Origin of the sequence: Vibrio sp. HDW18, from assembly GCF_011306175.1 — a bacterium.
GTDB lineage: Bacteria > Pseudomonadota > Gammaproteobacteria > Enterobacterales > Vibrionaceae > Vibrio > Vibrio chanodichtyis.
On the sequence record NZ_CP049914.1, the window covers coordinates 496373 to 518607 of the forward strand.

17 protein-coding genes are annotated in these 22235 nt (G+C 45.8%); 9 read left to right on the plus strand and 8 right to left on the minus strand.

What is annotated here, in order from left to right; genetic code table 11:
- Window positions 1-25: 25 nt before the first annotated feature.
- A complete protein-coding gene (locus tag G7083_RS13995) occupies window positions 26-1189 on the minus strand; it encodes an ABC transporter ATP-binding protein (protein ID WP_166015427.1) in 1164 nt (387 codons plus the stop codon).
- Between the two features lies 1 nt (window position 1190).
- Window positions 1191-2954 carry an iron ABC transporter permease gene (locus G7083_RS14000; protein WP_240911956.1) on the minus strand — a complete coding sequence of 588 codons (1764 nt, stop codon included), beginning with the start codon at window positions 2952-2954 and terminating at the stop codon, window positions 1191-1193.
- A gap of 249 nt (window positions 2955-3203) precedes the next feature.
- Here G7083_RS14000 and G7083_RS14005 point away from each other — a divergent pair, with 249 nt between their 5' ends.
- From G7083_RS14005 to G7083_RS14015, 3 genes are all read left to right on the plus strand, one after another.
- Window positions 3204-4754, plus strand: coding sequence for a histidine-type phosphatase (locus G7083_RS14005; RefSeq protein ID WP_166015429.1), 1551 nt, complete (start codon window positions 3204-3206; stop codon window positions 4752-4754).
- Between the two features lie 138 nt (window positions 4755-4892).
- Window positions 4893-5819: a porin gene (locus tag G7083_RS14010; RefSeq protein WP_166015430.1), complete on the plus strand. Its 927-nt coding sequence runs from the start codon at window positions 4893-4895 to the stop codon at window positions 5817-5819.
- Window positions 5820-6062: 243 nt separating this feature from the next.
- Entirely contained in the window at window positions 6063-6854 is a 792-nt protein-coding gene (locus tag G7083_RS14015) for a M48 family metallopeptidase (RefSeq protein WP_166015431.1), read from the plus strand.
- A gap of 96 nt (window positions 6855-6950) precedes the next feature.
- Here the strand turns inward: G7083_RS14015 and G7083_RS14020 are convergent, their stop codons facing one another.
- Window positions 6951-7430, minus strand: a complete 480-nt coding sequence (locus tag G7083_RS14020; protein ID WP_166015432.1) for an RNA-binding S4 domain-containing protein — start codon at window positions 7428-7430, stop codon at window positions 6951-6953.
- A gap of 198 nt (window positions 7431-7628) precedes the next feature.
- Complete coding sequence (locus G7083_RS14025) at window positions 7629-8171, minus strand: DUF3332 domain-containing protein (protein ID WP_166015433.1); 543 nt, start codon at window positions 8169-8171, stop codon at window positions 7629-7631.
- 353 nt (window positions 8172-8524) lie between these two features.
- Here G7083_RS14025 and G7083_RS14030 point away from each other — a divergent pair, with 353 nt between their 5' ends.
- Window positions 8525-9760: an OFA family MFS transporter gene (locus tag G7083_RS14030; RefSeq protein WP_166015434.1), complete on the plus strand. Its 1236-nt coding sequence runs from the start codon at window positions 8525-8527 to the stop codon at window positions 9758-9760.
- A gap of 112 nt (window positions 9761-9872) precedes the next feature.
- Here G7083_RS14030 and G7083_RS14035 read toward each other — a convergent pair whose 3' ends face one another.
- A complete protein-coding gene (locus tag G7083_RS14035; protein WP_166015435.1) occupies window positions 9873-10064 on the minus strand; it encodes a DUF2892 domain-containing protein in 192 nt (63 codons plus the stop codon).
- Window positions 10065-10323: 259 nt separating this feature from the next.
- Between G7083_RS14035 and G7083_RS14040 the strand changes: the two genes are divergently transcribed.
- On the plus strand, window positions 10324-11328 hold the full coding sequence (locus G7083_RS14040; protein WP_166015436.1) for an efflux RND transporter periplasmic adaptor subunit: 1005 nt from the start codon (window positions 10324-10326) through the stop codon (window positions 11326-11328).
- Between the two features lies 1 nt (window position 11329).
- Entirely contained in the window at window positions 11330-14491 is a 3162-nt protein-coding gene (locus G7083_RS14045; RefSeq protein WP_166015437.1) for an efflux RND transporter permease subunit, read from the plus strand.
- A gap of 71 nt (window positions 14492-14562) precedes the next feature.
- Here the strand turns inward: G7083_RS14045 and G7083_RS14050 are convergent, their stop codons facing one another.
- On the minus strand, window positions 14563-15360 hold the full coding sequence (locus G7083_RS14050) for an EAL domain-containing protein (RefSeq protein ID WP_166015438.1): 798 nt from the start codon (window positions 15358-15360) through the stop codon (window positions 14563-14565).
- A gap of 360 nt (window positions 15361-15720) precedes the next feature.
- The gene (locus tag G7083_RS14055) at window positions 15721-16356 is read right to left on the minus strand and encodes a hypothetical protein (RefSeq protein WP_166015439.1); all 636 of its coding nucleotides are present in this window, start codon (window positions 16354-16356) and stop codon (window positions 15721-15723) included.
- 309 nt (window positions 16357-16665) lie between these two features.
- Here G7083_RS14055 and G7083_RS14060 point away from each other — a divergent pair, with 309 nt between their 5' ends.
- Both G7083_RS14060 and G7083_RS14065 read left to right on the plus strand, forming a co-directional pair.
- Window positions 16666-17211 carry a cytochrome b gene (locus tag G7083_RS14060; protein ID WP_166015440.1) on the plus strand — a complete coding sequence of 182 codons (546 nt, stop codon included), beginning with the start codon at window positions 16666-16668 and terminating at the stop codon, window positions 17209-17211.
- Window positions 17208-17777, plus strand: coding sequence for a YceI family protein (locus G7083_RS14065; protein WP_166015441.1), 570 nt, complete (start codon window positions 17208-17210; stop codon window positions 17775-17777). The genes G7083_RS14060 and G7083_RS14065 overlap by 4 nt, the downstream gene beginning before the upstream one ends.
- A 165-nt stretch (window positions 17778-17942) precedes the next feature.
- Here G7083_RS14065 and G7083_RS14070 read toward each other — a convergent pair whose 3' ends face one another.
- Window positions 17943-19574, minus strand: a complete 1632-nt coding sequence (locus tag G7083_RS14070; protein ID WP_166015442.1) for an ATP-dependent endonuclease — start codon at window positions 19572-19574, stop codon at window positions 17943-17945.
- 414 nt (window positions 19575-19988) lie between these two features.
- Here G7083_RS14070 and G7083_RS14075 point away from each other — a divergent pair, with 414 nt between their 5' ends.
- Complete coding sequence (locus G7083_RS14075) at window positions 19989-21731, plus strand: bifunctional UDP-sugar hydrolase/5'-nucleotidase (RefSeq protein WP_166015443.1); 1743 nt, start codon at window positions 19989-19991, stop codon at window positions 21729-21731.
- The last annotated feature ends 504 nt before the right edge of the window (window positions 21732-22235 follow it).

Genomic DNA, 22235 nt, shown 5'->3' on the forward strand with positions numbered 1-22235 from the left:
GGGTATGGTCTAGAGTTGGGTTTAGTTATGCTAAAGCGGCATAGCCAATCGTGGTGTTGCGTTTCATCGGTTGCGAGAGCGTGGGTGACAGTTCCACTCTTACTCCGCTTGGGTCAAAAAAATGCAAGGCGTGATCGGGCAATTCGGCGTACACCTGCTGCCCAGCTTGGTAATTTGGTCGCACTTGGGTTGAATGACATAGACGATCGTGCCCGGCGACCAGCTCTACCACCCAACTGCCGCCGGTTGGGATGATCGATTCAACACTCATTGCAATGCTGCCGAGCGTTTTTTCGCGATGCACGATAACGGCTTCCGGTCGAATGCCACAGTGCTGCGCTTGGTTAAGATCACGATAGCGCTGATGGAGTTGACGTCTCACTTCGCTGTGATTGAGCACGGTTTGCTCGGTAAGCGATGTACTACACTGGCTAACCTCCAGCATGTTTAGCTTCGGTGTGCCAATAAACTCGGCCACGAAACGGTTAGCGGGTGAAGAGTAGATCTCATCCGGTAAGCCGACTTGCTGTAATTCACCTTCACTCATCACGGCGATGGTGGTGGCTAATGTCATCGCTTCCCATTGATCATGGCTAACAAAGACAATCGTGGTACCAAACGTTTGGTGGATGCGGCGCAGTTCCGCGCGCATTTCTAAGCGCAGCGCAGCATCCAAGTTAGATAACGGCTCATCCAGTAACAGCACTCCCGGATTAACCGCCAGCATGCGTGCTAACGCTACTCGCTGTTGTTGTCCGCCAGAAAGCTGAGAGGGATAGCGATGGGCATACTGATCAATGCGCAGTTTTTCCATTACATCTAAGCAGCGGGCTCGCCGTTCTTGCTTGGGTAATTTTTTCAGCTTCAGACCAAATTCAACATTTTGTTCCACCGTCATATGTGGCCACAATGCGTAGCTTTGAAACACAAGCCCAAGCCCCCGTTTTTCTGGCGGGATAAAACAGCCGCTTGCGACCGAATCCATGATGCGATCATCAATCGCAATATGGCCGCCGGTGGTGTGTTCGATGCCGGCGATCATGCGTAAAATGGTGGTTTTACCGCAGCCGGATGGACCGAGTAAGCACATAAAATCGCCATGATTAACCGTCAGATCGAGCGCTTTTACCGCTGCCGTGTTGGCACCCGGATAGATTTTGTTCAGTTTAGATAAAGTAATGGTCGGCATATTAACTCTCCAATCCTTGAGCCAGGCCAGTGCCTGAAATGCGTTGGATTAAAATGGTTCCTCCCCATGCCACCAGAGCAATGATCAGCACCACGGCATTAGCGGCTTGGTCGTAGTTGTAGTCAATCAATCTGAGTGAATAGGTGGTGAGGACGTCGGTGGCTGGAATGGCGAGAATAATAAATAGACTCACCCCTTTAATTCCGGAAATAAAGGGCAATAAGATGCCAGTTGCTAATGGTGCGGCTTGAATGGGGATAATAATGTGGGTTAAACGGCTCAGCCAGTTTGCCCCCGCAATGCGCGCCGCTTCTTCTGGCTCTTTACCTAACTGAGCCATGGCGGCGATACCGGATCGACTCGCAAACGGCATCTGCTCGGCGATCAGCGCGATAATCAATAAGATCGGCATTCCATACAGGGCTGGGATCGGGCCACGGCTGACCGCGAACAGCGATAAAAACGCGGCGGCAAAAGCAATCCCAGGCACCAAATAAGGCATAAAGGTGACTTGTTTTAGGCATTGCCCCATCCATGGCAAGCCACACCGCAGTACCGCATAACCGACCAATAAACCCAGTACGCCAGAGACCAGTGACGCGCTGCCCACAATCATCACCGTGTTCCAAGCTGCATCCCAAAATTCCTGTGTTAACAAGATCCCTTGATGCATGGCTAAGGTGTCAAGGTTTTCGCCAATCCAGTAATCGAAGGTGAAATTTTCGAGCGTAAAGCGCCCCGGCAAAATCATAATGGTTGACATAAATAGAGTTAGCAGGGGAATAGCGACGCCAATCATCACAAACAGAGTGGCGAGACTGCTTGCCGGTAGGCGCATTAAACCGAGTCGGTTGAGACGATCCATTTGTCCTTTGCCGCCGACGGTGACAAATCGGCGCGCTTCTTTCATCATTCGAATGTCGATCAGTAAGGTGACGATGCCAATCAGCATAATCACTAAGGCGACCATGGCGGCCACGCCGCTTTGGCGAGAGTCAAGTGCGCGGTAAAGGGTGGTCGATAAGGTATTGAAATTGATCGGTAGCCCAAGAATATAAGGCACGGCAAATTCACCAATGCAATCAGCAAAGATCAGTAGCGCGGAAGAGAGCAAGGCTGGGCGCACGAGCGGCAGTACAATCTTTAACGAGATGGTTTTGCGATCCGCACCTAGGATGCGAGCGCAATCCTCTAATTGTGAATCTAAGCGGCGTAGCGCATTGCCGACAATCAGGATCACCAGCGGTATATAGTGGATCACTAAGATCACGATCATCGGGAACAGGCCATAAGCCAACCAGTCTGGGGTGGCGATGCCCATCGCTTCTAGCCAACCGGGCTGGCCGCCGACGGTGTGATTTTTAAAAATCGTGGTCCAGGCAAGGGCAAATGTCCATGATGGCAGCATAAATGGAACAATTAATGCTGTAGCAAACCATTTTCGACCGAACATATCGGTGCGATTAATTAACCACGCTAGTGTGATGCCAAATAATAGTGCAAAAAATACCGTGACGCTGGCCATGGTTAAAGTATGTTGCAATGGCTGCCATAATAATAAGGCTGACATCGGTGATGTCATCAGCCGTGAGAAATAATAATCGGTTATTTCCCCTTCCATTTGCTGCGTACGCATTTCATCACCAGGATGAACAATGAAAGCATCAATCGCGATTGATAATACCGGGGCAACAATTAAGTAGGCAAAAAATAGCAACAGCAGTAATGCTAATATATTCGCTGGTTCATGGCGCATGATTGCCATGCGATGTTTAATTCGCTTAAAAATACTGACTGGCACCGAAGTAGGATGGGTGGTTTCTAACACAATGCTTTCCATTTCGTCTATTTGATGGCGTTAGCCTAGTTAAATAAAATGACAGTTATATGAACCTTTTGCACATGGGTGCAAAAAAGTCGTCATTGAAATAGATATGTCATAAAGCAAAGTTAAGGTTCGTGCTGTCTCTTCTTGAATGAAGGGCATCCATTTATTCGATACTAAGGAATAGTAATGACACGACATACTCTTATTGCATCATCGATCATTGCCGCGTTGAGCTGTGGTATGAGCGCGGTGGTAACTGCAGCAAACGCTTCAGGATCTTATCAGTACAGCAGTAAGGCGATTTACGCCGCACAACAAGATGCGGCGACTTATGAAGCGGCGCCAGCGGGTTATCAAGTGGTTTACTCACAATTGGTTGAACGCCATGGTGCCCGTGCACTTTCTAGCCCTAAATACGATATTTTGAGCAAGCAAGTTTGGGAGTTAGCCAAGCAACGTGGTCAACTGACCGAGCTGGGTAAAAAGCTTGGGCCTGCGATTGATCAAGTGATCGCTGCTAACCAAAAATTGGGTTATGGCCTGTTAACCAAGATCGGTGAAGAGGAGCCAGCGGGTATTGCGACTCGTATGGCACAGCGTCTGAATTCGATTCTGACTCAGGATGCCAATCAGCCAGTTTGCATTCAGGTGCAAACCTCTGGTAAAGAGCGCGCTAACCAAACCGCACACTATTTCATGCAAACCCTAGCGCAAGATGTCGCTTATGTGAATGACAACGCAGCGCAATGCTATCAGGCGCAAACTGAGCCTGAGTCAATCGATAAGCAGTTGGTTAATCCGTATGAGCTGTATTTCCACAAGAAAGATCCAGCGAAGAGTGCCGACTATAAGCAATACGCAGCTAACTTCGCGGCATACAAAAAATTCCAAGATTCCGACCAATTGGATGACACGCTCGATGCACTGGAGGAATTACCGCAAACCAAACAACTGTCTCGCCAGATGTTAGAGCGGATTTATACCAAACCGTTTGTCGATTTTTTAGAAAATGAAGTTTCACGTGATAAAAAATGCGATCTCAGCCAAGAGAATTGCATTAAAACCAATACTCGCCAGCCTGGTGAAAAGGAAGATGATTGGAAGTATGTGCAAAGTGAAGTGGATGCGGCTTCAATGCTATACAACTTATTCATCATTGGCCCTGGTATGTTGCGTGAAGCGCAAGCGCAAGGTGCAGCATGGAATTTAGAGCAGTTTATTACTCCTGAAGAGTCTGCCTGGTTCTCTTATCAATCGGATGCTGAAGATTTTTATGAGAAAGGGCCGAGCTTTGCGAATGGTCATGGCGTAACCTATAACATTGCTAAACCACTGTTAAAAGACATGTTTAATCAAGTTGAAGCGGTAGCTAATGGCCAGCAAGCCTATCCACATGTTGCCAAGCTGCGTTTTGCCCATGCTGAGCAGATCATGCCGTTGGCGGCTTTATTAAAAGTTGAGGGTAGCACGCAACAGGCCAATCCTAACATTCTGTATAGTCAGCAAAATAATGAATGGCGCGGTGGTTGGGTTACGCCTTATTCTGCCAATATTCAATGGGACGTGTATAAAAATAGCGCTAATGGTAGCGAAACATTAGTGAAAATGTTTTACAACGAAAAAGAGATCGCGTTTAAAGCTGGCTGTGCGGTTTATCCTGGTACGCAATATTTTTACAGCTTAACTGAGCTTAAACGTTGTTATAGTGAAGAGTTAATCATTAATAAAAAATCATAATACGATGAGTTTGTGCACAGTAAAAAATGTGCACAGGGAATGGTTTAATTAAAAATAGTCAGGATAGCTTTCAATGACACTTTATTTAGGTGGGATGCTGCTTATCTTGAATTTAAATACATCAATATGGAAATTAAAATGAAATTTGTAAAATCTGCACTCATATTAGCCATGATGACGGCAAGCGCAAATGCAGCCACTTTAGTTGAAAAAAATGGGATCACTTTTGATATGAAAGGTGATTTTCAAGTTCAACTCCAAAAAGATAATAATAAATATCAAGATGCGCAGTTCAATTTTGATTCGTTAGAGCTTAGTAATATTGTTTCTTATGCCGTGAATCAAGATTTAACTATGTTTGGTGAGCTAACGTTTGATTTTTCAGATGCGGCGAATAAATCTGAAGATAGTGTGGAATTAAAAAATGCTTTAGTTGGTTTTGAATATCGCAATATGTTGCTGACGCTGGGTAAGCAAGATTATGCATCGGATGAATTCGGTATTGCCGAAGATTATGAAATGGATTCTGACGATGTCGCTTTTCCTGAAGATGAAGGCAAAAATGTGATTTTGTTGAAAATGGATTTTAAACCGTTTGAACTGATCCTATCGACCGACTTACCCGTTAAAAACAAAGACAACGAAACCACGCGATCCTTTGATGCCTTTGCAGCGGTCGAGGTTGGGGATTTTGAGCTAGCCGCTGCTTATCAAAATTTTGTCGATGAAGGGGATAAATTCCAAAGTTATGGGCTGAGTATGGCTTACGATGCTGGATTTGCGCTATTTGCTGCCGATTATTCACAAACCAAAGACGATGCAGAAGACAGCACCTTTAAAGTGTATAACTTAGCCACCGTATTTAGCGTAAGCGATTCAATTGATATTGCACTCGGTTATGTGAGCAACAAACCCGAGTCCGAGTCAGAAATCAAGGAGTGGTATGCCAATGCCACTTACTATGTGCCTAATTTCAAACGTTTAAGCGTATTCTCTGAAATCTCTCATACCAATGGTGATGATGTCGAGCTGGCTTATCTGGCTGGGGTACAAATGAAGTTCTAATGCTTGATCAGCACTAAATGGATAGCACCGCGCTGGCGACGATTCGTGAGCGCGGTGCTTTGTATTATCGCCAGCCGATCCTGATCGCGAGCGACTCCGAGCGAACGCACAGATCCGGATCATTGCCCACGTTTGATGAACAATTTTATCACTAACCGTGTGATTTTAGCTTTAAGTTAGTGCGTTGTAACATTATGCTTTCCTAGGATTAACATTTATTGTTGTGAACTTAAGGAGCATTTCATGCACCAGACTCGCTTGATACTGGCTTTATTGATAGCGGTTGGCTTAATTGCTTGCGCTGCATCGCCAACTGGAAGAAATCAATTATTGCTGTTTTCTGAACAGGATATGAGTCAGCTTGGCGTACAATCTTTTGCTGAGATGAAAAAGCAAACTCCTGTTAGCCAACAAGCGAAAATCAATGCTTATGTTCAGTGTGTGGCCAATGCGATTGTGGCGCAGGTACCCAAACAACCCAGTTTTGCACAGTGGGAAGTTGTAGTGTTTGAAAGTGATCAAGTCAATGCCTTTGCCCTGCCTGGTGGCAAAATTGGTGTGTATACTGGGCTGCTTAAGGTGGCGGTCAACCAAGATCAATTAGCAACGGTGATTGGCCATGAAGTGGCGCATGTATTATCCAATCACAGTAATGAGCGTTTATCACAATCGCAGCTCGCCAACGCTGGATTGCAACTGACCGATATTGCATTAGGCGCATCGGAATATAGCCAATACCGTAACGTAACGATGGCCGCGTTAGGGGTAGGGGTGCAATATGGGGTGATTTTGCCTTATGGCCGCAGCCAAGAATCAGAAGCGGATGTGTTAGGGCTTGCGCTAATGGCCAAAGCAGGATTTGACCCTAATCAGAGTATTGAATTGTGGAAAAACATGGCTAAAGCTTCAGGTGGCCAGCAGCCTCCGGAATTGTTATCGACCCATCCATCCCACAGCACTCGGATTGCTGATCTCTCACGGACAATTGCGATACTTCCGGTTTATCAAGCCCATCCCGCCCGCTGTGTGAGGTAATGATTACCTCACACTTGAGCCAGAGTGATCTCTGGCTCATGATGAAAGTCACCAATTCAGGATAAAAGGCATAGCGTCGCATAACCTGTCGAATGATTAAAAAAAGCGAATTGCGCTACGCTCAGATGATGACGGCTTATCATCATGGTTTTTTCGCGGTTTTTTTGGCTTAGTATTGGCTTTAGGGGGCGCCGTGTTGGATGTTATCTGCTTTGGTTTGCGGCTCGGCTTAGCCTTGGCTGGCAACGATGGCTGAGTTTGCTTGGCTTGCTTCGGTTCGACCGCAACCTTGCTGATAGGCGCTTCAGTAACCGGAGCGTCACAGATCACCACATAAAATTCTTGGTTAAATTCAATCAAATCACCATCAAACACTTTACAACGTTTGCGAGTTTCGACTTCACCATTGACCCATACATAACCTTCGCTGATCACATGCTTGGCTTCACCGCCTCCACTGACGGCGCTTGCGATTTTGAGCACTTTATACAGTTCAATCGGTTGATTAGAAACTTCGACACCAATCGCTTCAATTTCGATTTCTTGATCTTGTGGGGGGAATGCTGCGTCTGTCATGACTGGTCTCTCAAAAAATTTTTCGCAGTCTAGCATATTGTGGCGCGGCATAGCGCCCTTTGCATGAGCGCTAAATCACTTTTCCTTGGCAGTGGATTTTGGCGAGCGAGAGCGGAGAGGAAATAACCTCGCCATGTGCGAGGTTATGCGTTGTCTGATCGGCCAGGATGGTGTTGATTATGACTGGAGATCGAATGTTCAGATATGGTTAGCCGCGATGTAGGCATCCAACTCTTGATGGTTAACTACGGTCAGCAGTTTACCATCGAGATAAAATGCCACGTCATCTTGGTTTTTTTCGCCACGCAACACTTTGCGTGAACCGTCGATGTAAGTCACTTCCATCTGCAAGGTTTGTGGATCCAGTTGTTGCATGGTGGCTTTTTCGATTGGCAATACTTGCGTTTGCAAAGGTGCTTCGGTCAAAGAGCGATCCAATTGATCATTCACTTTAAAGATAGCTTTAGCTGGCAGATCAACCACGGCAGGTGATTTGCCAGAAATTGGGTTTTTGCCGGTCCAAAATTCAATTGAGTTGAAAATAAACAGGTCAGCAGTACTCGCGATGCCATATACCGGAGAAAGCAGCAAGAATAGACCTTCACGTGCATAACGGTTATCGACAACTTCCAAGTTGAACTTGTTGACCAATCCCGTGGTTGCCATTTGTCCCATGCAGCCAGTCAGGGAAGTTACACCTAATCCCGCCACTAGTGCCATTTTTAATAGTTGCTGATTCATATCATCTCTACGCGGTTGAAAAAAAACGAGCCATGATAGAGTTTTTTCTCAGTTTTGGAAGAAAATAAACGCAGAATTAACCATATTTTCACGCAGTGCTGTGGATGGGTTTTTACCCATTTAATCGAGTAATGGTTGGATACAATTGGCTAACATTGGGTTGTGATTAGCCGCGGGATTTTTGTCACGCATAAGAGTTTTTTATCGGTAAACAAAAAGTAATTCCAATCATCAAGCTATTGGCTATAATCCGCGTACTTTGTCAAAAGCGTTGAATTTTGCAAAGTAATTTTGAACAAATGCCGATAACCGATGGGTTGTCTATTCTAATTTTTGACTGAGTATCACAAACAATGAGCAAGATTGATAAAGCTATGCGCATTCTGCTGGCGGGTTTCTGTATCAACCTTTGTCTTGGCATTCTTTATGCCTGGAGCGTATTTAACAAAGCCCTAGTGACTGACTTTGGTTGGAGCGCAACGGATGCTTCTTCACCTTATGCGATTGCGACGATTGCTTTTTCTGTCTGCCTGTTAGTTGCGGGGATTTTGCAAGACCGAATGGGGCCACGTAACATCCTGATTTTAGGAACAACCTTAACTGGTTTGGGTATGATTGCCTCAGGTTTTGCTTCTTCAGTATTGATGCTGAATATCACCTTTGGGGTGATTACCGGTGCTGGCATCGGTTTTGGTTATGCATGTTTATCGCCTTCGGCGATGAAATGGTTCCACCCGAGCAAAAAAGGCATGGTCAACGGCTTGATTGCCGCAGGTTTTGGTTTGGCGGCGATTTATCTTGCGCCTCTGACTTCAACTTTGATCACTCATTTAGGTATCCAAACCAGCTTTATGATCTTGGGTGCTGGCGTATTGGTGATCGCAGTGCCACTGGCTTGCACGATTAACAATCCACCGGAAGGTTATCAACCAGTTGAACCGAAATTGAAGGCGGGTCAGCAAGCCAAAGTGGCAAGCAACCCAGTGAATCTAAACTGGAAAGCGATGCTGAAAACCCCACAATTCTATACCTTATGGGTGATGTATGCGCTTGCGGCTTCGGTCGGTTTAATGATTATTGGTAACATCACCAATATTGCAAGTGTGCAGGCAAGCTTGCCAAATGCCGTTTATCTGGCCTCGATCTTGGCGATTTTTAACTCTGGTGGCCGTGTCGCTGCGGGAATGCTGTCGGATAAAATTGGTGGAGTGCGCACTCTGTTGCTGGCTTTCTTACTGCAAGGCGTCAACATGGTGCTGTTTGCGACATTCGATTCAGAATTCACCCTGATCATTGGCACTGCAATTGCGGCGGTTGGCTATGGTACGCTGTTGGCGGTTTTCCCATCGATTACGGCTGAGTTTTATGGTCTGAAAAACTACGGGACCAATTACGGCGTGCTGTATACCTCGTGGGGGATTGGCGGCGCGATTGGTGCGGCTGTGGTGGGTTACTCAATGACCCATGGCGGTGGTTATGATGTGGCGTATATTATCTCCGCGAGTATGATGGCGGTGTGTATTGTTTTAGCGTTCATCACCAAGCCGATTTCAGCTGCAAAGCTGGCTCAGTTGCAAACTAACGGGTAATTGATCGTTTTTGATCGCTCTTTTCTAAGCGGTTGACCGAGGTCAGCCGCTTAAGTTTAATCTCATATCACCGTTTAATCTCACATCACGATCGCAAGATCACTGCAAAACACTATCGCGCATCGAGCCCTAATTTCTTCAACAGTAATACTGCAGGACAAAATCCAGTAAATGCGCTTTGGATCAGGTTGATGCCGACCAAGACGGTCAACCATAAAAATTGGCTATGTACCCACCAAGTCAAGATCACCGAGAGCAGAATCATACTGCCGGCTAATACTCTGACACCGTTTTCAATCGTCATATTGTCCACCTCATCATAGGCTAGGCCTCGTGCTGATCTAGAGAATAGTCGATATTCACGATTTTTAACGCTCTATCGGGATAATAAATTTCTACAAATTATTGATCTCAATTTAAAACCTTTCATAAAAACCATCACAAGCAGGATTATTCGACTAGTGTATAAGCCATAGGATGGTGTAATCAGGTGTCCCTAGTTCACTCTACGTTTTCCGATGGCGGTGATGATACTTAATTGATAAGGGATAATGGGGGAATCAATGAAAGGGTTAATTTGGAGTATTGGATTGCTATTGGCGTGCTCAGTTAATGCCGATGCTCAATCAGAGCCTCAGATCTTTGTGGTAAAAAAAGCGTCGTTTTCGCACCGGATTGAGTTCGATGGTGTAGTGCAGCCTGTCAATCAAGGCTCTTTGGCAGCACAAACCACTGGACGTGTGGTCGGAGTGTTTGTCGATGTCAATGATTGGGTCAAAAAAGATCAAGTACTGTTAGAGATTACTGCGATCCAGCAATCTGCTGCATTACAAGCTGCTCAAGCCCAGTTAGAGAGTGCCAAAGCGCAAAATAGTCAGGCACAAGCTCAGCTTAATCGCTATCGTCAACTGTTTCCTAAAGGTGCAATTTCTCAAGAGCAGATGGACTCTGCCGCTGCCCAAGCGGAGAGTAGCGAGGCGGCCGTGAGATCAGCACAGGCTGCGGTAGCACAAGCAAAAGAGTCGTTAGGCTATACCAATATTACCGCGCCTTATGATGGTATCGTGACTCAGCGAATGGTCGAATTAGGTGAAACGGTTGCACCGGGTACACCACTGGTGAGTGGTTTTTCATTAGATGCACTGCGGGTTGAAATTGAAATACCACAGCGTTATCAGCCGGTTGTGGCTTGCGTTGCACAGTTCACCGTGCGTACAGCACAAGGCGAGCGAATCAAACCCATTTCATTGAGTCTGTTCCGTTATGCCGATCCACAGTCACATACCTTTAAAACTCGTCTTGAATTACCTGAAAAAACGCCAGCTTTAGTTCCAGGAATGTGGGTCAAAACTGAATTTGATCATGGTCAACATCAAATTCTGGTTGTTCCCCTCCATGCCGTAGTACAGCGCGCAGAATTAACCGCCGTATATCGTATCACCGATGGGCAACGTTGGCTTAATCCTATTCGTGTCGGACAAATCTACGGTGATTATGTCGAAGTGTTAGCAGGGTTAGAACTGGGTGATGAAATCGTGATCGATGGCTTAAGCGTAAAAGGTGAATAACATGCAAACTCGACTTGGTATAGCGGGTCGTATTGCCGCCGCTTTTCAACACTCAGCGATGACCCCACTGCTTGCCTTAGTGGGGTTGTTAATGGGCCTATTCGCGATAATTATCACTCCTAAAGAGGAAGAGCCACAAATCGATGTCACTTTTGCTGATGTATATATCCCTTTTCCCGGCGCGTCACCTCGTGAAGTAGAGAGTTTAGTGACAACGCCTGCGGAACAAGTGATCTCTGCGATTGAGGGTATTGACAAAATTTACTCTTTCTCGCAACACGATGGAGCAGTGATTGTGGCAATTTTTAAAGTCGGAGTCTCACGCAATGACGCTGTGGTGCGGATCTATAACCAGCTCTATTCCAATAAAGATTGGATGCCACGAGGAGTTGGGGTAGGAGAGCCGATTATTAAGCCGAGGGGGATCGAAGATGTGCCGATTATCGCGATAACCTTGGCGGATAAAACAGGCCACTTCAATCAGCAGCAGTTAACTCAAGTGGCACATGGTTTGGAAACTGAGCTGAAACGTATCACTGGCACGCGTGATATTTATACCATTGGTGGACAAAACACCATTGTTGATGTGCGGCTTGATCCTACCAAAATGAACAGTTTTGGCATAACCATCGATCAGCTTAATCTGTATTTACCGATGGCGAATCAAAGCTCAAGCATGCTGCGTTTAACTCACGATAACCAAGCATTTCCGTTGAAAATCGGCCAGTTTTTAACGCATATCGATCAAGTGAAACAGTTGGTGATCGGAGTACATCAGGGCAAACCGGTATATCTGGCCGATGTGGCGTCCGTGTCCTTTGGTATCAATACGCCCACTCAACACGTATGGACAGGGAATCGTGATGGTATTCATCCTGCCGTCACTATTGCCGTGGCGAAAAAAAATGGTGAAAACGCGGTGCAGGTGGCTAAAGCGGTGGAAGCACGTTTAGTTAGCCTTGAAAATCAATTGATCCCACAAGGGATTGAGGTCGAGATAACGCGCGACTATGGGCAAACTGCCGCTGACAAAAGCAATACTTTGATTGGCAAACTGGCTTTTGCCACCACAGCAGTCGTTATTTTGGTGCTGTTCACTATGGGCTGGCGTGAATCAATCGTGGTGGGGATGGCAATCATAATCACTTTAATGATCACGCTGTTTGCTTCTTGGGCATGGGGCTTTACCCTTAACCGCGTGTCGTTATTTGCGCTGATTTTTTCAATCGGTATCTTGGTTGATGATGCGATTGTGGTGGTCGAGAACATTCATCGCCATATGGCTTTCGGCAAACACAAATTAGCCGAATTGATCCCGTCGGCCGTCGATGAAGTGGGTGGCCCAACCATACTTGCGACCTTAACCGTGATCGCAGCTCTACTACCTATGGCGTTTGTCTCTGGGTTGATGGGACCGTACATGAGCCCAATTCCGATTAACGCTTCAATCGGGATGCTTATTTCGCTGGCGGTAGCGTTTGTACTTTCACCTTGGTTGGCGGGAAAGCTCCTTAAAGCGGTTAATCATCCGAAACAAGGTAGAGCTACCGATAGCCTATTTCACAAAATTATGTCGCCTTTTGTCACCGCACCAAAGCAGAGACGTAATCGACGCTTTTTGCTGTTGACCATTTTGGCTTTGATTATCGGATCGATACTGCTGCCAATATTGCAAGTCGTAGTGCTAAAAATGTTGCCGTTTGATAACAAATCGGAATTTCAGATTGTGCTCGATATGCCAGAAGGTAGCGCACTAGAGAAAACCCAGCGGGTACTGTTTGAAATGGGGGCGGCGCTTAATCAAGTTCCCGAAGTACGTGATTACCAAATCTACGCTGGCACCGCAGCGCCAATTAACTTCAATGGCTTAGTGCGCCATTATTTTATGCGCAGTCAATCCCATCAAGGTGATATTCAAGTGAATTTGTTGGGGCGTAAACAGCGCCACCGCAATAGTCATACCATTGCTCGCCAACTTCGACCACAGCTCAATCAGATTGCCCAACGTTTTGGTGGCAAAGTGAAAGTGGTGGAAGTACCTCCTGGACCACCGGTTTGGTCGCCAATTCTGGCTGAAGTGTATGGCCCAACCACGGAAATTCGTCATGCAGCGGCACGCCAAGTGCGGGAGATTTTCCGTCAAACTCAAGATATTGTTGATGTGGATATCTATCTGCCAGAGTTACATCAACAATGGCAGGTGGTGATTGATCGCAGTAAAGCGGCGCTTTGGCAAGTGCCGTATGCCTCGATTGTTGATACGCTTGCGACTGCTATCGGTGGTAAGCCCATTACTTATCTACACAGTGAACATAGCAAGTACCCCATCCCGATCCAGATCCAAGCCGCAGAGACTGCCAAGGTGCGCTTAGAGCTGGTGCTGAATATGAAAGTCAGCAGTCAAACCGGTGTTGCTTATCGGCTCTCGGATCTTGTTGAAGTAAGCCAAACCGGTATGGATGATTACCTAGTGCATAAAAACCTAGTGCCGATGGTGATGGTGGTCGGTGATATGGCCGGCGAGCTGGATAGCCCTTTATATGGCATGTTTGTTATTGGGCATGCACTTGATCAACAAATGGGGCTAGATCAGTATTACACCCAGCAACCGGATGGTTTAAGCGCGATAGCAGTAGCATGGGATGGGGAATGGACGGTCACCTACGAAACGTTCCGTGATATGGGAATTGCTTATGCTGTTGGTATGTTATTGATTTATTTATTAGTGGTTGCTCAGTTTAAATCTTACATCGTGCCGCTGATCATCATGGCACCAATCCCATTAACGATTATTGGTGTGATGCCGGGTCATGCATTACTTGGAGCACAATTTACTGCCACTTCGATGATTGGAATGATTGCCTTAGCTGGGATCATCGTGCGCAATTCGATTTTGTTGGTTGATTTTATTAACCAACAATTCGAGTTAGGCTGTGAGTTATCTGAAGCGGTCATTCAGTCAGCGGCAGTAAGAGCCAAACCAATTATGCTCACGGGATTCGCTGCGATGATTGGCGCACTATTTATTCTTGATGATCCGATTTTTAATGGTCTGGCGATCAGTTTGATCTTTGGGATTTTCGTTTCTACGCTACTCACTTTAGTGGTGATACCCGTACTTTATTATGTCGTGATGCAGCAACGTTTAGCGCGGAATAAATAGCCGCTTATGCACACAAGCCAAGCAGATATTCAACATCCGCTTGGCTTGATAAGACAAAAACCTGCTCAATGCTAATTAGTATTGGCCACTTGTGCTGCTTGAGCGATCCCTTCTGGTAAACCAAGATAGTAGCCTTGATACATGTGAATATTCAGTTTGCGCATTGCTGATAATTGTTCTGCCGTTTCAATGCCTTCAACCACGGTATCGGCACCAGAACTGCGGGCTAATTGCAGGCCGGTCAGTAATCCAGTGCAATTGCCGACCATATAATCTAACAGCAGTTGGCGGTCTAACTTGATAATATCAGGTCGCAACATCGCTACCCGAGTAGGGGTTGAGGCTCGGCAACCAAAATCATCAATCGCAATTTTAAACCCGCTCGCCGCCAGTTGTGCGGTGGCAATTTGTAATCGTTGTTCATCACTCGATTCGACTTCAAGTAATTCCATCACTACCCGTTGATGTGGGATGTTCAATTTAGCCAACTGAATGGCAAATGGGGTGGTGCTGATATTGCTGTCGGCAAATTGTTCACCCGCGATGGGTAGTACATTGAGGAATAAGCGGGTATCGCGATAAGCCGAGAGGTTAAAATTACGAATGTGGATCGCTCGGCTCAGTCGTTCGACATTCAGCTTATCTTCGACCGCGAAGGCATCTGAATGGAAAAACAGATCCGGCCGTATTTGAGTCCGTTGCTGAGTATAAATCCGCACCAATGCTTCTGCACCAACCACCTGATGCTGTTTATCAAAAATAGGTTGAAAAACACTGCGTAGTGTTAAGCCGTTGTATCTCGCATAATACTCGCCATCTTCATCGTAATAGATGCTATCGAGAACGAGTCGTTTATCAGTTAGAACCATAACAATTCAGTATCCTTAGCCAAAAACAGCGTAACACTTCCCTGTACTCATACCTTTATCATTGGCATGTTATTAACCAAATATTGAATGTGTCAATCCGCGCATCATTCAATAGTATGAGACTGAGTTGTTGATGTGAGTGGTAAAGTACCTAGCCAAGTTGTAATTAAACAGTGCGTTGTTTTTATAATATCTTTAAATACATAGAGATAACACGAATACTAACGCTATGTATTGGGTTCGGTATTGATTATTATCATTTTTTGCTCAATAACGACTCTAATGTATTGTATGCAAACGGTTTTAAAAAATTCGATCTATCTCACTTTTGCCTAAATTCGGTGATGCCATCGCGAATGCTTAAATCCACTGTAATACCGCATAAAGTTGCACATACTTACGTACCCGCTGTTGATTTTTAGAGCGTTTAAGTGGATGACCAAACTTTATGTAGCAAGGCGTGATCTGGTAGTAGTGTTCCAAGGTTTGGGTTAATTGGGCATCACTTTCCTGTAATGCAATACCTTGGGCATGATATTCCTCCATTTCATCGGGCAATTGGCCCGTCCACCAGTGCAGTAATTCGCGGCTTTTTTGGCTGCGTCCCATCCAGTGATCATTGAGTAACAGTAATAAATCATTGGGTTGAGTCGCGTAGGCATACTCTTGCTGCCATTGACCAATGTCGCGCATCAACTTCGTTCGGCACGCTTTGCCGGCACTCATTAGGTGATGAGTGAGGATCCATACCGTACCGATGTCGCTGGACACCCGGAAATGGTGAGGAAGATCCCGTTGGTAGGTCGATTCCAATGCCGCGTATTCGCAAGCATGACCAAATTCACTTAATGTGCGCGCCAATCGTCTCGCAAAAGCCAAGCCTAAGTGATGTTCACTCATCCCTTGATTATGGATGGTCGGATAATGCTTCTCACAAAGTCGAAGGCAATCGACCTGAAATTCATTGATACTTTGCGTCACGATATCCAATAGCAAGATGTTGTTCTCCCTAACAAAAACCAAACAAGATTAGCACAGTTACATTTTGTCACTAGTGGTAAACCGTGAGTTCTTGATCTCTGGCGCTTTTCTACGTTGAAAATGGAAAAGGAATGTCGTCAATTTCGCATAAGATTGTGAATAGCAGGATGATTGGGATCAGTGTCATCACTTGTTCTAAAAATTTGATGAAGTTCTTCGGTTAGCTTGGCTAGGCACTAGGCAAGATCTGGTCAATACTCTTGATCAATGCCAAGCGGCAACAATCCTCTTTGATAACTGCAATTTTATAAGAGCCAGCATGCAATGAATCAGTTAACTGTTCCACACTATAACCTTATCGCCCGTAGTCTGCATTGGATCTCTGCTTTGCTGGTGATCGCTCTGTTTGCCTTAGGGACGTGGATGATGGATCTCTCTTACTATACTGCCTGGTATCACATCGCGCCGGAATGGCATAAATCAGTCGGTGTGTTACTGGTTGGATTAACATTGCTACGAGTCTTATGGAAGAGTGTGACGGCTTCTCCGCAAATTGATGGCGCGCCGTGGCAAAAAATCGCAGCAAAAAGTGCTCACCATTTGATGTATATCGGACTCTTAGTGTTGTTTGTATCTGGTTATCTTATTGCCACGGAAGATGGACGCGGGATTAACGTTTTTGATTGGTTTACTGTCCCAGGTGCCGGGGCATTATTTGAACATCAAGCGGATCGAGCTGGTATCGTCCATTTGTACACTGCTTGGGGCTTAATCATCATGGCGGTGTTGCACGCCGCGGCGGCACTCAAACATCACTTTATTAACCGCGACAACACATTACGTAAAATGCTGACAGGAGTATCAAAATGAAAAATAGCCTTATAGCGATGACCGTTACCGCCATCCTATCGACCCCATTGGCTGCGAATGCCGCAGACTATGTGATTGATACTAAAGGTGCACATGCTTCGATCAACTTTAAAGTCAGCCACTTAGGCTATAGCTATATCCAAGGCCGATTTAATACCTTTGATGGTGAGTTTAGTTATGATCCAGCCAATATTAGTGCAGCAAGTGTGAAGGTTAATGTGGATACTCGCAGTTTAGACTCCAACCATGCAGAGCGTGATAAACATATCCGCAGCGCGGATTTTATTGATGCGGCTAAATATTCAACCGCTACCTTTAACAGCAGCCAAGTGGTTGATAAAGGTAATGGTCAACTTGAGATCAACGGTAATTTAACCTTGCATGGTCAAACAAAACAGATCCAGATCGACGCACAATTTATTGGTGCAGGACAAGATCCATGGGGTGGACAACGTGCTGGTTTTGTTGGGACGACTCGTCTTGAGCTACAGGATTTTGGTATTCAAGTTATGGGTGCTTCTAGCTATGTTGAATTAGAGCTGCACGTGGAAGGGGTGCAAAAATAATTGCGCTGCAACACATTTAATCATTGATCAGTTTAATAATGAACTCCGTTTAGTCATCAATAAACTTAGTGATGGTCAATCCACAAGCCTGTTAGGTAACCATCCCCCAAGCGAGCGCAAGGGGGATTATTTTCATGGTGTAATGGTTAACTGCCTGATGCGTGGTTAAGTATTACCGTTTGCCATGGTAATCACTCGTTTAAGTATCCAGCGCAGCAGTAACGGAATACATTCAACACCATTATTTTCACAGTGTGAGGTGATGGCTAAGGCTAAATCCGGTTTAGCATGTTTTTTCAAAACTTTAGACACTACTTTTTTGGCCGGCATTAAATGATCTGGCGGGATTTTGGCGAGCTGTCTAAAGAATGCTTCAAAGCCATGCGCATAGAGAAAATGCTCAATGTCTCGATCGGGTAATTCCGTTAATCGGTGCCGCTCTTGATCATGCTTGAGCAACCCCCGAACGGTGGCGGAGTATTTTTTACCGGCTGGGTCGCCATCACTGACCACATGCCAATCAATTCCAAAGGCACGCGCGACCTTAATTAAAGATTTCAATCCTGATTGAGCAAACTCAATAATTTGTACCCCTTCAGCGGCTAAGTTGTAGCCACACTGGCGGGCTAATTCATGGAATAGCCAGACTTCAGTTTCACCCTCCACCAATAACCAACAGCGTGCAAAAAGAGCGCCTGAGCGGTGGAAGCGAATATGAAAACCAATCCGGCGTAATTCATCGCGACTTAAACTGCGCTGTGAAACTCGGGTGGCGATGGTGCAATCAGACTTTCTGACCAAACGACGGATCGAATGCAACGGCACCGCCGCGAGCAAATCACTGCTGTTGGTGGTGAGAATTTTCTGCATCGGCAGTAAATCAAAAAAATTCCACGCCCGAGCAAGGTGAGTCGGGTGTAAGCGACCCTCTGGGTCTTCAATAATTAAGATTGGTCGAGCGCAGTGGCGCAGCTCTTTTGGGCCTTTACCTTGCAGATAAGCATTGAGCAAACCAAGCAATAACAATTTGGTCGGCTTATTTTGAGTTTGATTGATGATTTGGCTTAAATTTTTCTCGCTTGATAAATGGGTGTAGAACAGGCTATCTCGCTCACGACGTGGATTTTTGCGCGTTTGACTTTTAAAAGAAAAATAGTGCTCAATCAAGGAGTTCATCGCATTCAGACTGCTGTGAATTTCCCCTTTATTAACGTGCCCAGGACTTGCCATCAGCCTCCGCCAAGTATTGCTAAGCCGTTTTTCTACTCGCGCATTGTTGCCATTACTGGATTGAATGCTGCGTTCAAAGCGACGTGAATCTTTTAAGCGGATCACCGGATGTAAACTCATCAGCTCTTGCGCAAGTTGTTCCGAGTGATGCAGCGCGAGCACATTGCCGGCTAAGTCGAGAAATGCGTATTGGGTTGTGATCTGATATTGGACGCGAGAGGCGGAGATCCGATAGATAATTTGCGGAATACCTTGTTGATTGGTTTGCCAAAGTGGCTTGAGTTTACGATAGCGTCCGGCTTGGGGCTCATGATTATCCAGCGCATTAAATATCAAAATGATCTGTAGATGTTGGGTTTGCGGATCGGCAACTGAATAATCAACATGAAAATCGGCTAGGGTGAATTGATATAAGGCACCATCGGTTGGTAATGCCACCGATAAGGCATCGAGTAAGGATGATTTACCCCAAGTATTTTCTCCAATCAACGTCGTCACTTGATCAAAAGTCAATGATAGTCGGCGAATGCCGCGGAAACCTGCAATTTCAATGCGTTCTAAATGCATAGGTGGCTCCTTTGCTACCTCAGCAAGATTGTTACCTCAGCAACAACAGCGGATAATTTTTTGACTCTATCCCCTTCCTACTTGAAGCTGCAGCGGTGTTGGCGACGTTCGTTCACCCCAATCACATAGTTTGCCTATGCTCATGGGGACTCACTCACTTGCCGCCTACCTGCAACTCCAAGTTGTTTGGGTATATAATTTAAGAATAAAGGAAAAATTCAATCTAAGCAGGATGTTAACTGGATGATTTCTCGTCAAAGGTCACATTTTGCAGATGAACTTTACCCCGCTATGCCAGATTAAAAATGTGATGCTAATAAACAAGCATCACTAAAGTTTCAAGAAGGTTTCATAAAAGTCACGATTCTGTCATGATCAACAAGCTAGGATTAGAGTGAATAACAGAGAACACGTATGCCTATCAGAATAAGCCATCAGCCAGCTTCGATCACGTTGGCACATATTAATGACACCCACTCCTACTTTGAGCCAACTTCATTACAACTGACGCTTGAGCATCAAACCGAAATTTTAAAACCTTTTGTCAGTGCAGGCGGGTTTGCACGCATCGCCACCCGTGTTGCCCAGTTGCGTGATGATGCGCAGCGTATGCAGCGTGGATTCTTATTTTTGCATGCTGGTGATTGTTTTCAAGGGACCTTGTATTTTTCGCTGTTCAAAGGTCAGGCCAATGCGGACATGCTCAATGCCCTTAATCTGGATGCGATGGTGGTTGGCAACCATGAATTAGATTTAGGTAATCAGCCGGTCGCCGAATTTGCTCAGCAAATTCAATTTCCTCTATTGGCGGGGAATTGGGATTTATCACAAGAGCGGGCCAACAAAGCACCGCGCTTGGCAAGCAACCCCAAGATATACAGCTATGATGCGCAGCATGGCCATGCTCGTTGGATCGAAAAGAGCGTCAATGGTGAAAGCATCGCTATTTTTGGTCTTTCGATCGATAAAATGGCCGACATTGCCAACCCAGATCCAGACACACCGTTTGTCAATGCGCTTGCTACCGCCAAAGCAACGGTTGCGGCTATCCATCAGCAAGGGATCAATAAAATCATTCTGCTTAGTCATTTAGGTTATGAAGGTGATATCTCGTTGGCTGAACAAGTGGACGGGATCAGTGTGATTGTCGGAGGGCACAGCCATGTATTACAGGGCGATTTTTCGGCCTTAGGCATTGCTAGCCAAGATCACTACGGGCGACGGGTCAATCAAACTTACATTGTGCAAGCGGGATTCTATGCGCTGATGCTCGGTCATTGCCAGATTGATTTTGCTGCGGATGGGCAAGTAACCCAATTCACCGGGCGCAATGAGCTGTTGCTTGGTCGCCGCATGTTTGTCGATGCCAGTATGAACCAAGTGCAGTTAGATGAGGGCTATCGTCAAGCACGTGATCAGGTTGATAATCACCCGAATGTGGTGGTGTGTAAAAAAGATCCGACCTTGCAAGCGCTGCTGCAGGACAAATATGTTGCTAAAGTGCGCCAACTCCAACAACAAATTATTGCCCACGCGGATCATGGTTTACGCCATATTCGGATCCCAGATGCACAAGGCGGGAGCCAAATTGCGCCCTTGGTCGCCAAAGCATTTGCCCACGCTTTAAATAAACGTGGTTTAGATGTTCAGTTTGCGATCCATAACGCCGGAGGGGTACGAAATTCGATTTTACCGGGGGCTATTTCCGTGGCCGATGTAGCCGGAAAACTGTTGCCTTTTGCCGTACCAATTGGCATTTACCAAGTGAGTGGACGGGTGATTGCTCAAGTATTAGAAGGGGCAATCAATAACGCTTTAAGTAACGGTGTGGTCGGTACCGGTTCTGGAAGTTACCCTTATTGTGACCGATTATGTTTCCAATATATTGCGGGTAACCCACTCGGTGAGCGGATCACAAAACTACAAATCCAGCAAGCAAACGAGTGGCAACCGATTGATTTTAACCTTCTGTACTGGGGAACATCATCGGCTTATACCATGAAAGGCAAAGAAGGCTACGATGCTTTGTTGGCGATGGAAGGCGAGGGAATGGTGACGCAAATTTCCATGGCTGATGCGTTTATCGAACTATTAACCGACTGCCCAACACTCTTATCACTGGATTCCAATACTATCTATGAATGCCCCCTGCAATAATGATCAAGTTGGCATATTGTTTGCTTCGTTACAGCGAGTTGCCGCTCACCTCTGATGGGCAAAACGGAGGGAATATGTTCAGTAAAGATTGGTTTGACGCATTAATGATGATGGTTTGGGTGGGGGTATGGTCAGCATTGGTTTATTTGTTGCCTTTTGCTGGCGTTTAGCCACTGTATACATCTACTCATCTACTGGAATAGATAGACTGAAATCGCTGGCGTGTTGGGCTACAGATGTTCCATAGTCATTTGCCAAAAGAGCCTCAAATGAGGCTCTTTTTTATGGCTCTAGACAGTTTCTGAGCAGAGGCATAGAATGATTGAGTTTTGGGGAGTAGTCGCCTAAGGTTTATTTGTCGTCATCACGTTGGAATGAATTCAACCGGCAAATATAAGTGCTGAATCCGAGTTCAATACTTCGACGAGACCAACGCATTCAATGCCGCACTAAATGCGGTGATTATTAGTATGCGGAAGGTTTCGACACTCAATGATTGAGCGA